Source organism: Melghirimyces profundicolus (assembly GCF_003054245.1).
GTDB classification, from domain to species: Bacteria; Bacillota; Bacilli; order Thermoactinomycetales; family DSM-45169; genus Melghirimyces; species Melghirimyces profundicolus.
On record NZ_QBKR01000003.1, the window covers coordinates 66,738 to 81,753 of the forward strand.

Sequence of the window (15,016 nt, forward strand, 5' to 3'; positions counted from 1 at the left end):
GTACAAGAAACGGCAGGGGGAGGCCTGCCGCTTGTTTAGCCGTCGGCTTGCAGGGTGAGCCATCGGGTCATCAGGTCGATTGCCACGGGGATGGCGTCTTCGTTGGGGTGGATCCGGGGATGGTGAAGGCCGTGGGGGCTGTCCACACCCAGCCAGAACATGAAGCCGGGAATCTCCCGAAGAAAGTAACCGAAGTCTTCCCCGGCCATGGATTCCCGGCATTCCATGACACGGACGTTCCCGTGGCGGGCAGCCCAATCCATGAATTCCCGGGTGAGGGAAGGGTCGTTTTCCACCTGACAGTAATTGGCCCCCCAATCGATATGCGCCTCGCATTCAAAACCTTCCTCGATTCCGCGAACGAGGGACCGGATCCTGCTTTTGATCTTCTCCATCGATTCCATGGACAAGGTGCGGATGGTGCCTTCCAGTCGGGCGTTGCCCGGAATGATATTTTGTTTGGTGCCGATGGTCACTTTTCCCAGGGTGAGGATGGCGGAGTCCAAGGGATCGATGTTGCGTGAAATGATGGTCTGGAGCTGCATCGCCAGTTGACTGCCGGCGATCACCATGTCGTTGGACCGGTGGGGGAGGGAGGCATGGCCGTCCGTTCCCACCAGGTCGATAAACAGTTCCGAGGTGTTGGCAAAGAGGATTCCCGGGCGGGTGGCGATGGTTCCGACGGGATAATCGGGGCCGATGTGGAGGGCGAAGAGGCAGTCGGGACGCCAGGATCGGAACTCTTCGCTCTCCATCATGGGCAGAGCCCCTCCCGGTCCTTCCTCCGCCGGTTGGAAAAGGAACAGGAGGTCATCCCGCACCGGCCGTTCCGCGAAATGGGTCAGAATCCCCAAGGCGATCGCCATGTGCAGATCATGTCCACAGGCGTGCATCTGACCGGGGTGTTCGGACGTAAATTCAACCCCCGTTTCCTCATGGATCGGCAAACCGTCCATATCCGTCCGGTACCCGATGGTCCGGGTCGGCCGCGTTCCCTTCACCTTGACCAATACTCCGGTTCGCCAGGTTTTCACTTCGAGCCGGTCTTGGGGAAGACGGGATAAATAGTCCAATATGAACCGCTGCGTTTTAAATTCGGCAAACCCCAGTTCCGGAATCCGGTGAAGTTGTCTTCGGATTTCCACAAAAGGGTGGAGGCACGTGGTCATCTTCCTTCCTCCTCAGGAGAGAATCCGGCTCAGGCAGTGCTCCAGACACCCAATGAACCGGTCGGTTTCAGCATGTTTCAGGGTAAGCGGGGGCAACAACCGGACTACGGTCTGCTGGGTGAGGTCCACCAGCACTCCGTCATCCAGAAGGTCCAGTTGCAAACGGTTCGCCTGTTCCGGGGTGAGGGACGTATGGACGCCAATCATCATGCCCCTGCCCCGGATTTCCCGCAGGACAGAGGGGAAGCGTTTCTGCAGTTGACGGAGCTTTTCCCAGAGGTATTCCGCATTGCGACGACCTTCTTCCAGCTGCCCCCGCTCCAGCAATTCCTCCAGCACCGCGTTGCCGAGGGCGGCGCTCAGGGGGGACGGGGCGAAGGTGGTTCCATGATCCCCCGGGCGGAACAGATCAGCCAGCTCGTCGCCGGCGATGATGCCGCCGAGGGGCAAGCCGCCGCCCACACCCTTGGCAAAAAGGATCAGATCCGGTTCGATTCCGTCATGCTGGTAGGCGAACAACGTGCCGGTCCGGCCCATGCCTGTTTGGATCTCGTCCATCAGAAGGAGCATACTCCGCTCCCGGCACAGCCTTTCCATTTCCCGCAGGTACGAGGACACGAGGGGCTCCACGCCCCCCGAACCGAGGATCGGCTCCGCCAGGATCGCTGCGGGGTTTTCTTCTTCACATACTCGTTCTAAGGCATCCGGGTCGTTGGGTTCCACTTCGATGACGGGGAATTCCGGCATGGGGAAATCCTGATACACACCGGGCTGGCGGGTGAGACGAACCGCACCCAGGGTTCGACCGTGGAAACTCTTTTTCATCACCACGAAGCCGCGTTTACCGTCTTCCCGTTCTTTCGTCCACTTATGAACCAGCTTGACCGCCGCCTCCGTTGCTTCGGCGCCGGAATTGGAGAAAAAAACTTTCCCGCTGATGCTGTGTTTGACCAACCGTTCCGCCAGACGGATGGCGGGAATGTTCAGGAATTTGTTGGAGATATGGAGAAACTGTTCCCCCTGTCGGTGGAGCGCCTCCATGACCGCCGGGTGGGAATGACCCAGCACATTGACGGCCAACCCGGTAAAGAGGTCCAGGTATTCTTTTCCTTCGGTGTCGATGAGGGTGTTTCCCCGGGCTTCAGCAATGGCGATCGGAAGCCGGAGGTAGGTATTCATGAGATACTGTCGGTCCAGTGTTTGCCATTGGGTCATAATGCTCCCCCTTGATGCACGTTCATCATTTCCGGTCGGATAGAAAAGGAGGGCCGCCTGGATGACGGCCCGGATGAGGATGAGGTTGCGTTTTTCAAAGTTGGCGGAGTTCCTGCTTGATCTCCGTCTTGGACCGGGTCTGTTCGTCGATCTTTTTGATCACGCGGGCCGGGGTTCCGGCGACCACACTGTTTTCCGGCACGTCTTCCACCACGACGGCACCGGCGGCGACGACGGATCCTTTCCCGACGCGGACCCCTTCCAGAATGACGGCGTTGGCTCCCACCACGACCCCGTCTTCGATGATCACGGGTGTGGCGGACGGCGGCTCAACCACGCCGGCGATGACGGCCCCGGCTCCGATGTGACAGTTTTTCCCGATCGTGCCGCGTCCTCCCACAACCACATTCATGTCGATCATGGTGCCTTCACCGATGACGGCGCCGATGTTGATCGAGGCACCCATCATAATCACCGCGTTCTTGCCGATTTCCACCTGGTCACGGATGATGGCTCCGGGTTCGATCCGGGCTTCCACGTTTTTCAGGTCGAGGAGCGGGATGGCGGAATTGCGGCGGTCGTTTTCCACGACCATGTCCTCAATTTTGTCTTTGTGAGCTTCAAGGACCGGTTCAAGGGCCTTCCAATCCCCGAACAGGACGCCCACTTTCCCCGTAATGAAAGAATGGACTTCTTTCCCGAAGTCGATCCCTTCCAACTCCCCTTTGATATGTACTTTCACCGGGGTTTTCTTTTCACTTGTCCGGATAAATTCGATTATTTGGTTGGCATCCATCATTTCCATCCTTTGTCCACCCTTTCTATGTCCATGTCAAAGACGGTTTTTCTTTTGGACGACACTGGCCTAAAGATGAGTATAGCATAAGGCTCCGCGATGAAGAAACCGGACCGTCGGGGGAAGTTTCTGCCGGAGAGGGTCACGCTTTTTGATCCGGTGCTATAGAGTGTTGCAGAGGGTACGGAATGGAATGACATATTTTCTTTCAATTAGAACCAAAGCGCTTCCAAAGAAATGTATTCTTCTCTATAATGAGTAAGTGCATGTACTTTGCCCATTTTTTCAAATCGTTTCTCATCGGGGGGGATCAATCACATGAGGCGGATTTGCTCATTTTTCGCGGTGCTGCTGGCCTCCGGTCTGTTTCTGGGCGGCTGCGGTCCAATAGAACAGATTCGGGAGTGGCTCCCGGAGACGGGAAAAGAGACCCATGCCCGGGCAGAGAAGGAAGAGCAGGTCCTCAGGTTGACGACGGAGGCGGAGCCTCCCAACCTGGACAGTGCCGAAGCCATTGACGGGAACTCATTCAACGTATTGAACAACGTGATGGAAGGGCTGATGCGGCTGGATCAGGACAACAAGCCGCAGCCGGCGATGGCCGAAGATTTTGAGGTGAGTGACGACAAAAAAACCTATACTTTCCAAATCCGGGAGGGAGCCCGTTGGAGCGACGGAAAACCGGTAACGGCCCAGGATTTCGAGTACGCCTGGAAACGGGCGCTGGACCCGGAGAAGAAACTGGAATCCGCATACATCCTGTTTCCTCTTGAAAATGCCCGGGCATATTATTCGGGGCAACTGCCGGTGACCGCGGTGGGAGTGAAAGCGCTGGATGACCGCACGCTCCGCGTCCGCTTGGACGAGCCCGTGCCCTATTTCCTGAGTCTGACGGCATCGGCGGCCTACTATCCCCAACGGAAGGATATCATCGAAAAATTCGGCTCCGATTATGCCAAAGAGGAAGACAAGATGGTCTACAACGGTCCTTTTGTTCTGAAGGACTGGGAACATGAACAGAGCTATCGCTTGGTGAAAAACGAAAGCTACTGGGATGCGGGAAGCGTGAAGCTGGATGAAGCGCAGGTGCGGATCATTCCGGATTCCGTGGAGGCGACCAACCTTTACACCTCGGGGGAAGTGGACATGGCGCCCCTGAGTGACAGCTTGGTGCAGGCGTTTAAGGGCAACCCGGAATTCGTACCGGTGGAGCGGGGGGCAACGTTCCTCCTTCTGTACAATACCAACATGACCTTCTTTTCCAATACGAAAATCAGAAAAGCGTTCAGCCTGGCCATCGACCGGGAACAATTGGTGCAGGATGTGTTGAAGAACGGTTCCCGGCCGGCAAAGGGGATGGTCCCGGACTCGATCTCGGGGTACAACGATGAACCCTTCCGAAAACAGGCGGGAAAACTGTTGGACACGGATGTGGAAGAAGCCCGGCGCTTGTTGAAGGAAGGGATGCAGGAACTGGGGATTTCCTATCTCCCCCAGATCGAGCTGAACGTGAACGACGACGACCGCAAGAAAATTGCCCTTAACCTGAAGCAACAACTGAAAAGCACGCTCGGAGTCGATATCGTGATCAACCCCAAAACCATGAAACAAAAATTGAAGGCGGAACAGGCCGGCTACTTTCACCTGTCCCTGGTCCGTTGGATCGGACGGTATAACGATCCCATGGCCTTCCTCGAAATCGGACACTCCCAGAGCCGGGTGAACTTAGGCCGTTGGAGTGACCCCACCTTTGACAAGTTGATCGTCCAATCCAAATTCAACACAGATCTGAAAAAGAGGGACACGGATCTGGCCAAGGCGGAAGAAATCGTAATGAACCAGGCGGGGGTTTCCCCTTTGTTTTACGAAACACAGGCTTATATCCAGAAACCCTACGTAAAGAACCTGTACCGTTCCCCCGTCGGAGCGGAGTATACCCTGAAATGGGTTTATATCGACGGCAGGGTCGAAGCGGAATCCGTTAACTGATCCCGCGCTTCGGACCCATACGAAAAACCCGGTTCACCGGAACCGGGTTTTTCGTATGGTTTTCAAGTCAATGATATTGGATCAGGACGAATGAAGATTCGAGTTTTGGCCGCTGCGTTCCTCCGAAAGAACGGAGGCCGGCGGGTGTTCAAAGGACGCCATTGGAAAATCATTCGGCGAACGGATTCAGCCGCTCTGTGAGATTCTGAATCAAGTTTTTCTTTTTTTCGGTTTGGGGCACTCCCACGGGGTCATCCGGCGGATCCGTCAAGCGACGTTCCGGTTCGGGTTCCGGTTTTTGCAGGGGCGGTTCCTTTGCTTCAGGATGGTTTTTCACCGGTTCTTCGGCCCCCGCTTGTTTGACCAGGGCGCTCTCCCGATAGCGTCGGATCGCTTCTTCCCCCGGCTGTTTCACTTTCACGAGAACGATGTTGTCAAAAATCCGGTAGACCACTTTCCCATTGAGCTTCCGGTGCAGCTTCTGCTGGTCCTCTTGGCTTACATTCCGGTGAAACTGGACGGCCACGGTATCCTCCGGTTTTGGGGCGACCGGGGGGGTTTCGATCCGACTTTGCCGTTGAATTCGTTTCCGTTTGGGGACGTCCTTTCCCTGCTCATTTTTCACGGGGGCTTTGTTGACAGCCGCATGGGTTCGGGGGTGGGGGGAGAAGGGTTCCCGGTAAGCCAAGGCATCGGAACCCATGGTGAAGGTTCCGGCCAAAGGAATGCTGACGCAGGTTCCCACCAGAAAGACACCCTTGATGATCGATTTCTTCATGAACTGTTCCTCCGCTGAACCTTTTCTCCATTATAACAAACGCGGTGGATGACATTCCTTCGTCGTTTTTGTCCGAAGATCCTTTTTATGGCGGGCCGCCTGTAACATAACAGGATGCCGACCCGAGGGCAGTGACTTGCCGCGCTCGGCGTTGACCTCCGGGTGTATGAAAAGCCTTTTTATTCGAAATGGGAAAAAAGTCTTGTCAATTTCGGCTTTACTGTTATATAATACAACACGAGTTAATCACTCTGTATCTGAACAGACGTCAACCCAAAGGAGTGACCTTCCGTGAACACAGAGATTTCCTCACTCCCCAAAGATGTGGAAGTGAAGGGGGAGATAACCGGGGAATTTGGAGAAATCCTGACTCCCGAGGCCTTGGAATTCGTGGCAAAACTGGCACGGAATTTTACCGATGACCGGGACCGTCTGTTGCATAACAGGGAACGGCGCCAAAAGGAGATCGATGAGGGTCGGGGGCCCGGGTTTCGGAAGGAGACCGAAGAGATCCGGAACCGTTCCTGGTCCATCGATCCGGTTCCCTACGACCTTCGGGACCGGAGGGTGGAGATCACCGGTCCCGCTTCCGACCGGAAGATGGTGATCAACGCCCTCAACTCCGGGGCGAAGGTGTTCATGGCGGACTTTGAGGATGCCAACTCTCCCACTTGGGAGAACTGCATCCAGGGTCAGATCAACATGCGCGATGCCGTCAACGGGACGATCCGTTTCATCAACCCCGACGGGAAGCGTTACCAACTGAAGGAGAAACCGGCGGTACTCCTCATCCGTCCGAGGGGCTGGCACCTGGATGAAAAGCACGTCACGGTGGACGGCCGACCCGTTCCCGGCGGCCTTTTCGACTTCGGACTGTACTTTTTCCATAACGCCAAACCCCTGCTGAAAAAAGGATCCGGCCCTTATTTTTATCTTCCGAAGCTGGAAAATCACTTGGAAGCCCGCCTGTGGAACGATGTATTTCTCTTCGCCCAGAAGGAGCTGAAGATCGCTCCGGGCACCATCAAGGCGACCGTCCTGATCGAAACGATCACCGCCGCCTTTGAGATGGATGAAATCCTCTACGAACTGAAGGAACACTCCGCGGGGCTCAACTGCGGGCGTTGGGATTACATCTTCAGCTGCATCAAGCGCTTCCGTAACCGTCCGGAAGTGATTCTTCCGGACCGGTCCCTGGTGACGATGACGGTTCCCTTCATGCGGGCCTACACCCTGCTGGCGGTCCAAACGTGCCACAAACGGAACGCCCACTGCATCGGAGGGATGGCGGCCCAGATTCCGGTCCGGAACGACCCTGAAGCCAACGAAGCCGCTCTCTCCAAGGTTCGGGCTGATAAGGAACGGGAGGCCCTCGACGGTCATGACGGCACTTGGGTGGCCCATCCGGCGTTGGTGCCTGTCGCCAAAGAAGTCTTTGACAAACACATGCTTCATCCGAACCAGATCGACAAGAAGCGGGGAGACGTGGAGGTCACCGCAAAGGATCTGTGCCAGGTTCCCGAGGGTCCCATCACGGAAGAGGGATTGCGCCAAAACGTGAGTGTGGGGATCCAATACATGGAAGCCTGGCTCCGGGGTTACGGGGCGGTGGGTATCAACCACCTGATGGAAGACGCGGCCACGGCCGAAATCTCCCGGGCCCAGGTGTGGCAGTGGATCCGCCACCCCAAGGGGGTGCTGGAAGACGGACGGAGAGTGACGGTGGACCTTTTCCGCCGCACGGTGGAAGAAGAGTTGGAGAAGATCCGGGAAACGATCGGGGAGGAACGGTTCTCCGCCGGGCGGTTCACGGAGGCGAAGGATCTTTTCGATGCGCTGACCGTCTCCGATGAATTCGTGGAGTTTCTCACCCTGCCGGGATATGAGCGGCTCTGAAGCCGCCGCCCCATACATTTCAAATAAAGATTAAAGGAGAGGTTGAAAATGACCACCATCCAAGAAGAAGCGAAAAAGCTGCGGGAATCCTGGGAGAACGACTCCCGCTGGCAAGGTATCGAGCGCCCGTACAGCGCCGAAGAGGTACTGAAACTCCGCGGTTCGATCCACATCGAGCATACGTTGGCCCGCCGGGGTGCAGAACGGCTGTGGAAGTTACTTCAGGAGGAGCACCATGTCAAAGCCCTCGGAGCCCTGACCGGAAACCAGGCGGTTCAGCAAGTCAAAGCCGGTTTGAAAGCGATTTATCTCTCCGGGTGGCAAGTGGCCGCCGACGCCAACCTCGCCGGGCAGATGTACCCGGATCAGAGCCTCTACCCGGCCAACAGCGTTCCCCATGTCGTGAAGCGGATCAACCAGGCGCTTCAGCGGGCAGACCAGATCGAGCACGCGGAAGGAGGAGCCCAACGGGACTGGTTTGCCCCCATCGTGGCCGATGCGGAAGCCGGCTTCGGCGGCCCCCTGAACGTCTTTGAACTGATGAAAGCGATGATCGAAGCCGGAGCGGCCGGGGTTCACTTCGAGGATCAGTTGGCCTCCGAGAAAAAATGCGGCCACCTCGGCGGGAAAGTGTTGATTCCGACTTCCCAGGCGGTGCGCAACCTCATTTCCGCCCGTCTGGCCGCCGATGTGATGGGAGTGCCCACGATCCTGGTGGCCCGCACGGACGCCAACGCGGCAGAATTGATCACCAGTGACGTCGATCCATCGGATCACCGGTTCCTCACCGGCGAGCGGACAACGGAAGGGTTCCACCGTCAGCGCTGCGGTCTGGAGACCGCCATCGCCCGGGGCCTGGCCTACGCTCCCTACGCTGACTTGATCTGGTGTGAGACCTCCACTCCGGACCTGGAGGAAGCCCGGCGGTTCGCCGAAGCCATCCATGAGCGATTCCCGGGTAAAATGCTGGCTTACAACTGCTCCCCCTCCTTCAATTGGAAAAAACACCTGGACGACGATACCATTGCCCGATTCCAGGACGAACTGGGCGAGATGGGGTACAAATTCCAGTTCATCACCCTGGCCGGCTTCCATTCCCTCAACAACAGCATGTTCGAACTGGCCAACGGTTACAGGGAAACGGGGATGGCTGCCTACTCCCAGCTCCAGGAGCGGGAATTTGCCAACGAAGTTCACGGATACAGCGCCACCCGCCACCAGCGGGAGGTGGGGACCGGATACTTCGATGCCGTCTCCATGACCATCACCAGTGGCTCCTCTTCCACCACCGCCCTCAAAGGATCCACGGAAGAAGCGCAGTTCACCGCCGCAAAATAAAGGCTGTTTCTTTCGCCGCCACCCTCAGGGGTGGCGGTTTTTCCATTTGCATCACGAACAAGCGTTCCTTTTGTGGTATCATGGATGAACAAGAGGAGGTGCGGGGGTTGATTCAGGATGAAAGCATCCTCCAGTATGACTTTCACCGGTTATCCCGGAACGAAATCGGAGCCATCGTCGGACTTTCCGAAAATTTGGGCTGGGATTATTCAGAAAAGGACGTGGAGGGGATGATGCGGTCCGGTGTGTTTTTCGGCCATCGAAACGGGGCGGGAAAGGTGATCTCCACCGCTGCCATCTTTCCCTACGGCAACCTGGCTTCTCTGGGGGTGGTTATGGTGGATCCGGGTTACCGGAGAAAGGGATTGGCGACGGAAGCCATCCGGGCCTGTCTGGGGGAAGTCCCCGGGTTTCCCGTCACGCTTGTCGCCACGGAGGAAGGGGTGCCCCTCTATGAAAAGTTGGGGTTCAGAATGGTGGACACCTTGGACAAGCTGGTGGCGAAGCGCTGGTCGGGGCAAAAGCCGTCGGAGGAAGGAGACGGTATCCTCCGACCCCTGACGGAGGCGGACATTGAGCCGGTGCTCAAGCTGGACCGGAAAGTCTTTGGGGCCAACCGGGAGACTTTGCTCAAATGGAGGATCCGGCAGGCGAGGGAGCGTGTACTTTTCCGGAGTCCGACCGGGGAAATTTCGGGGTTCGCCTTGGGAGTGCAGGGGCCGGACGTGTTGCTGATCGGTCCCGTCATCGCTCCGGATCCAGCCTCGGCCGCCTGGCTGATCCACCGGATCGCCTCAGGGCATCCGGGTCCGATGCGCATCGATCTTTTCTCCGGGCACCGGGGGTTGTCGGATTGGCTTATCCGAAACGGCTTTGTACGGGAGCGAAAGCCGCCGGTCATGTTGAAGGACGGGGTCTTGCTTCCTTCCGGGAAAAACCTTATCGCCGTCGCTTCCCAGGCATTCGGATAGGGAATTCCCGCGGGATCTCTCCGTTCGGCTATGTCTTTCTTCCTAGTGACGGAAAGGGAAATCTTACATACAATTGAAGCGGAGAAAATATTTTTATTTATCAAATCAAAGAGGTGTTGGCATTGCCGTTAAAATGGCTGGCGGCGTTTATTGCGGCTTCCGTCCTGTGTTTTGCGAGCGGTTGCTCCCTGGCGGCCAAAGAGTGGATAGACGCCAGCCGTGCTCAGATGGAAGAATCTCAGAAAGAAAAAGAAGTGGCGAAAAAAGAGGAAGAAGAGCCCTCCACCGACGAACCATCGCCTGACGCTCCCGACAGCACCGATGGAGCGGAGGGGCCGGCGGCCGGTGACGGAGCCGGTCTCTTGGACGGAAAGAAATTGGAGGCGAGCAACATCACCATCCTGGCCGATGATCGCAATTGGCAGCAGGTGGACTTTCAGATCCTGGACACCAACCACGAATACACGGAATTCACGCCCGACGGGCAACCCTCCGATCTCAGCCGGGAGCTCATCGGCGTCCACTTTTTCAAAGGACTGCACCATCAGGCGAGCGTTTCCCAGACTGCGGAAGTCATGAAGCGGGGAATGGAGGAAGAAAGCCAGGGAACGGTGACCTGGAAGGTCCTTTCCCAGGATCGGGACAACATGCTGGTGGAACTGTCGTTGACCGGGAATCCCCAGGGTAACATGTACGGATACGCCCGGTTTCTCACCACCCATGAGGGAATCTGCACGGTGTTGTATCTGACCGGCGATGTGATGAGCGACGAAGAGAAGAAAAAGTGGCAGTCCCTCCTCAACCAGGCCAACCGGGCGGGGGTGACGTTGTAATGGGACAAACCAGGTCCTTCTGAATCGAAGGGCCTGGTTTTGGGAAAGGATCGGGGAATCGTGTTGGAAAGAAGGGTTATCGGATCTGTGCCCGTGGATTGATCCGATTTGCAGGCTGATTCTCCGCTGGGCAGGACAGCTGGTTTGGGTAAACGCTTCCCCTTTTCCCGAAACGAACATTCAATCACAGCGCTTCCAGATCAGTTCCCCGGTTTTCGTATGGTGGGACATATTCATTGACCGGAAAGCGAGGGTTTATCGATGGATGGGACCAACCTGCTCACATTTACGGGAATCTCGATCATGCTGACGTTGATGCCCGGACCGGACATTCTGTTTGTCATCACCCAGAGCATCACCCGCAATCCGAAGGACGGAATCGCCGTTGCCCTGGGACTGTGCACGGGATTGATGGTCCACACGACGGCGGCAGCCCTGGGTGTCTCCGCTGTCCTGTATCATTCCTCCCTCGCTTTTCAGACGTTAAAAGTCGCGGGGGCGCTTTATCTCTTTTATTTGGCCTGGCAATCCCTCAGGGAAGCGGGGGCCGCCCACACCGGGTCTTTAGCGGTGGAAGGGCGGAAACGCCCGTTCTTTGCCCTGTACCGCAAGGGGATCCTGATGAACCTCTTAAACCCGAAAGTTTCTCTTTTCTTTTTGGCGTTTCTCCCCCAGTTTGTCTCGCCGGAAGCGGGTTCCGTTTCGGTGCAGATGATCCTTTTGGGTGTGATCTTTATGGTGCAGGCCTTTTTGGTGTTTGCCGTCGTTTCATTGGCCGCCCACCGGCTGGGCCGAAACTTCATGGCGAACGTTGCCGTCTCCAGGTGGGTGGACCGGGGCAAGGCGGGAATCTATGCTCTGCTGGGAGCGCGGTTGTTGTCAATGGAACACCAATGAATCCGGAGAGGTCAAAGGTGAAAACGATCAGCGTGATTGGCAGGAAGAGCTTGGAAAGCCATCTTTCTGAGTTCCGTCGGCACCAAAGACGGAACCGGTCCGACTCGTCCCCGTCAAGGGCGGAGGGGGAAAAGTTTTTGTCCACTTTTCCGATGGATCATCGATCCTATAAGCAAAATCCTTGAAAAAGGGCTCCCGCAGGTATCCGGCGTGGGTCTATTTTTAAGGGATTGGTGGGTACCAATCGATTCGATATCTATACCGCCGTGGGTCCATGACAGGATAATCAGGCGGTATAGATGGTGGTGTATAAGGAATTGGATCCGGATAGGGCCAGGGTGTTGGAGGCGGTGGCAGGTCGGGTCGGGGCAGCCGTTGAGACGGAATGGGTCCAGGATAAAAGCCTGCTTTCACGATGTTCCTTCCTGATCTTCAAGTGGTGATCTCTATAGATTGCAGTATGGTGTTTTGGGTGATTGTCGCCAGTGATCGCGCCGGCACAAGACCGCCCGGGATTTTTCTAGGGGTCTCGCCAGCCATTTAACAAAATCCTGGGCTAAGCACAGGAATCGCCTGATTTGCGTCAATCCATCTGCTCTAAGGATCGTTAAAAATTCCAAGGGATAAATACCATCTATCCAGCATTATCGGCCTGTTCAGCCTCGATTTTCATCGTAGAACCGATATTCTGCGACGAATGGTCCCTCCAGATATCCTGGACGGGCCAGAACCAGCACCGTTACTGAATCCGCAATTTGACCACTTATTGGAATTAGATACAACGTTATATAGGTATATTGCAATATTATTACTAACCTGTTTATAATAACAGTACTCCCTACGTCTGACTCCTGCAACAGGAGCATTCTTTTTTGAGTAACGGAAGGCTTAAGCATAAGCAATGTCTTGGAAGGAGTGGCGATAAAGGATGATGGCATTGGATCAGTTGGCCGAGTATCACAAAGTGCTCGGGGATCAGACCCGTTTGCGTATCCTGGCTTTATTGAAATGCGAAGAACTGTGTGTCTGCGAACTGGTGGAGATCCTCCAACTATCACAACCCACCGTTTCTCAGCATATGCGACGCTTAAAAAGCATCGGTTTGGTCAAGGAACGCCGGCAGGGGCAATGGGTTTTCTACTCCCTGGACGGGAGCCAATATCCCTTGTTTAAGGGAGTGATTGAAACCTTACCCGATCTTCGGGAAGAAATCGAACAACTGAAGAACAACGGCAAAAAAGTGATTTGCAATTAGAAAGGATGGGACATCATGAGTGGTGTGATGAGACGGTTGTCTTTTTTGGATCGATACTTAACTTTGTGGATCTTTCTGGCGATGATCGTGGGAATCGCTTCGGGTTATCTCTTTCCCGGAATGGTGGACACCCTGACGGGCTACCAGGTTGGCACAACCTCCATCCCGATCGCCATCGGCCTCATTCTAATGATGTATCCCCCGCTGGCTAAGGTCCGGTACGAAGAGTTGGGTCAAGTGTTCCGAAATACGCGGATCCTCGGATTGTCCCTGGTGCAGAACTGGATCATTGGCCCGGTGTTGATGTTCGTCTTGGCCATCCTTTTTTTGCGCGATGACCCCGCATATATGGTCGGCCTGATCCTGATTGGATTGGCCCGCTGCATCGCCATGGTTATCGTTTGGAACGATCTTGCCAATGGAAACCGGGAGTATGCTGCGGGTCTGGTCGCGTTCAATTCCGTCTTCCAAATCGTGTTTTACTCCTTTTATGCCTACTTCTTCATCACCCTGATCCCAAAATGGCTCGGCATGAAAGGAGCAGTTGTGAACATCACCATGGCTCAGGTGGCGGAAAGTGTATTGATTTACTTGGGGGTTCCCTTCGTGGCCGGCATGTTGACTCGGTTGGCTCTCGTGAAGGCCAAGGGCCGGGAGTGGTATGAAAATGAATTCATCCCGGTGATCAGCCCGCTTACCTTGATTGCTCTTCTGTTTACCATCATCGTTATGTTTTCTTTGAAAGGGGAGCTGGTGCTCCAATTGCCCTTGGACGTGGTTCGTATCGCCATTCCACTGGTAATCTACTTCGTGATCATGTTCCTGGTGTCGTTCTATATGGGGAAGAAGGTGGGCGCCGATTACTCTAAAACCGTCTCCCTCTCCTTCACGGCAGCCAGCAACAACTTTGAGTTGGCCATTGCTGTCGCCATCGGCGTGTTCGGGATCCACTCTGGGGCCGCCTTTGCTGCCGTGATCGGTCCCTTGGTGGAAGTCCCGGTCCTGATCGCTTTGGTGAATGTGGCCTTCTGGTTCCAACGCAAGTATTTCCAAGCCAAACAAGCGTAAAGGAGGCGAAAACATGAATAAAAAGACGGTCTATTTCCTCTGTACCGGCAACTCCTGCCGCAGCCAAATGGCCGAGGGATTCGGTAAAAAAATCCTCGGCGATCGGTTCAACGTTTATAGTGCCGGAATCGAACCCCACGGATTAAATCCCAAGGCGATTAAAGCGATGAAGGAAAAAGGGATCGACATTTCCGATCAGACTTCGGAGGTGATCGATCCGGATATTCTGAACAAAGCCGATTACGTCATCACCCTGTGCGGGGACGCCAACGAAACCTGCCCTATGACCCCGCCCCAAGTCCAACGGATCCACTGGGGCCTTGACGATCCGGCGAAGGCGGAAGGAACGCCGGAAGAGGTATGGGAAGTATTCCGACGGGTTCGGGATGAAATTGAAGAGCGAATCCGTCGATTTGCAGACGAAACCCAATAAAACTGGCGATCGAAAGCTAAAATCGATAACGAAACCGCACCCTTTTGGGTGCGGTCTATTTTTGGCTCGGTGATAAATATTTCTTCATGGCCATCACATCAACAAAACGGCAAGTCCCATATCAATTCCTTGGTTATAGATGACTTGAATCTGCCGCCAATCCTCTTCCTATGCTTTTCGGATCGTCCAGGAAACGCTCATGGAGTGATCATCGCTTCGGTCAGGTGGAAGCGGCGGGATAGTTCCTCACAGAAGGCCTTCAGCATGACTTGGTTGACGGAGTAATAGTTCGGATCCGGGGTTGAATGGACTTCTCCGGTTGCACCTTCCACCTCCTTTCAAGGGTTGACGATACATAGGGGGCTCTTTCCTTCTCCT

13 protein-coding genes are annotated in these 15,016 nt (G+C 55.5%); 9 read left to right on the forward strand and 4 right to left on the reverse strand.

Going from position 1 to position 15,016, the window contains the following annotated elements; translation table 11 throughout:
• Positions 1–35 precede the first annotated feature (35 nt).
• The 3 genes from C8P63_RS02985 to dapD form a co-directional block, all read right to left on the reverse strand.
• On the reverse strand, positions 36–1,169 hold the full coding sequence (locus C8P63_RS02985) for an N-acetyldiaminopimelate deacetylase (RefSeq protein ID WP_108021858.1): 1,134 nt from the start codon (positions 1,167–1,169) through the stop codon (positions 36–38).
• 12 nt (positions 1,170–1,181) lie between these two features.
• Positions 1,182–2,384 (reverse strand): aspartate aminotransferase family protein, encoded by a 1,203-nt coding sequence (locus tag C8P63_RS02990; RefSeq protein ID WP_108021859.1) that lies wholly within the window; start codon positions 2,382–2,384, stop codon positions 1,182–1,184.
• Positions 2,385–2,478: 94 nt separating this feature from the next.
• Positions 2,479–3,189: a 2,3,4,5-tetrahydropyridine-2,6-dicarboxylate N-acetyltransferase gene (gene dapD, locus C8P63_RS02995; protein ID WP_108021860.1), complete on the reverse strand. Its 711-nt coding sequence runs from the start codon at positions 3,187–3,189 to the stop codon at positions 2,479–2,481.
• Between the two features lie 309 nt (positions 3,190–3,498).
• On the opposite strand from dapD, the gene C8P63_RS03000 reads away from it, so the two are divergent.
• Positions 3,499–5,169, forward strand: a complete 1,671-nt coding sequence (locus C8P63_RS03000) for a peptide ABC transporter substrate-binding protein (protein WP_108021861.1) — start codon at positions 3,499–3,501, stop codon at positions 5,167–5,169.
• Between the two features lie 169 nt (positions 5,170–5,338).
• On the opposite strand, the gene C8P63_RS03005 is transcribed toward C8P63_RS03000, so the two are convergent.
• Positions 5,339–5,947 (reverse strand): S8 family serine peptidase, encoded by a 609-nt coding sequence (locus C8P63_RS03005; protein ID WP_108021862.1) that lies wholly within the window; start codon positions 5,945–5,947, stop codon positions 5,339–5,341.
• A gap of 303 nt (positions 5,948–6,250) precedes the next feature.
• Here C8P63_RS03005 and aceB point away from each other — a divergent pair, with 303 nt between their 5' ends.
• The 8 genes from aceB to arsC all read left to right on the forward strand — a co-directional run bounded on the left by aceB (position 6,251) and on the right by arsC (position 14,638).
• Complete coding sequence (aceB, locus tag C8P63_RS03010) at positions 6,251–7,843, forward strand: malate synthase A (protein WP_170109480.1); 1,593 nt, start codon at positions 6,251–6,253, stop codon at positions 7,841–7,843.
• A 48-nt stretch (positions 7,844–7,891) separates the two neighbouring features.
• Positions 7,892–9,181, forward strand: coding sequence for an isocitrate lyase (gene aceA, locus C8P63_RS03015; protein ID WP_108021864.1), 1,290 nt, complete (start codon positions 7,892–7,894; stop codon positions 9,179–9,181).
• A 107-nt stretch (positions 9,182–9,288) separates the two neighbouring features.
• Positions 9,289–10,152 carry a GNAT family N-acetyltransferase gene (locus C8P63_RS03020; RefSeq protein ID WP_170109462.1) on the forward strand — a complete coding sequence of 288 codons (864 nt, stop codon included), beginning with the start codon at positions 9,289–9,291 and terminating at the stop codon, positions 10,150–10,152.
• 122 nt (positions 10,153–10,274) lie between these two features.
• The gene (locus C8P63_RS03025; protein ID WP_108021866.1) at positions 10,275–10,985 is read left to right on the forward strand and encodes a hypothetical protein; all 711 of its coding nucleotides are present in this window, start codon (positions 10,275–10,277) and stop codon (positions 10,983–10,985) included.
• A gap of 261 nt (positions 10,986–11,246) precedes the next feature.
• Positions 11,247–11,882 carry a LysE family translocator gene (locus C8P63_RS03030; RefSeq protein ID WP_108021867.1) on the forward strand — a complete coding sequence of 212 codons (636 nt, stop codon included), beginning with the start codon at positions 11,247–11,249 and terminating at the stop codon, positions 11,880–11,882.
• A gap of 928 nt (positions 11,883–12,810) precedes the next feature.
• On the forward strand, positions 12,811–13,137 hold the full coding sequence (locus tag C8P63_RS03035) for an ArsR/SmtB family transcription factor (RefSeq protein ID WP_245920644.1): 327 nt from the start codon (positions 12,811–12,813) through the stop codon (positions 13,135–13,137).
• Between the two features lie 27 nt (positions 13,138–13,164).
• On the forward strand, positions 13,165–14,205 hold the full coding sequence (arsB, locus tag C8P63_RS03040; RefSeq protein WP_108021998.1) for an ACR3 family arsenite efflux transporter: 1,041 nt from the start codon (positions 13,165–13,167) through the stop codon (positions 14,203–14,205).
• Positions 14,206–14,218: 13 nt separating this feature from the next.
• Positions 14,219–14,638 (forward strand): arsenate reductase (thioredoxin), encoded by a 420-nt coding sequence (gene arsC / locus C8P63_RS03045; protein WP_108021868.1) that lies wholly within the window; start codon positions 14,219–14,221, stop codon positions 14,636–14,638.
• The last annotated feature ends 378 nt before the right edge of the window (positions 14,639–15,016 follow it).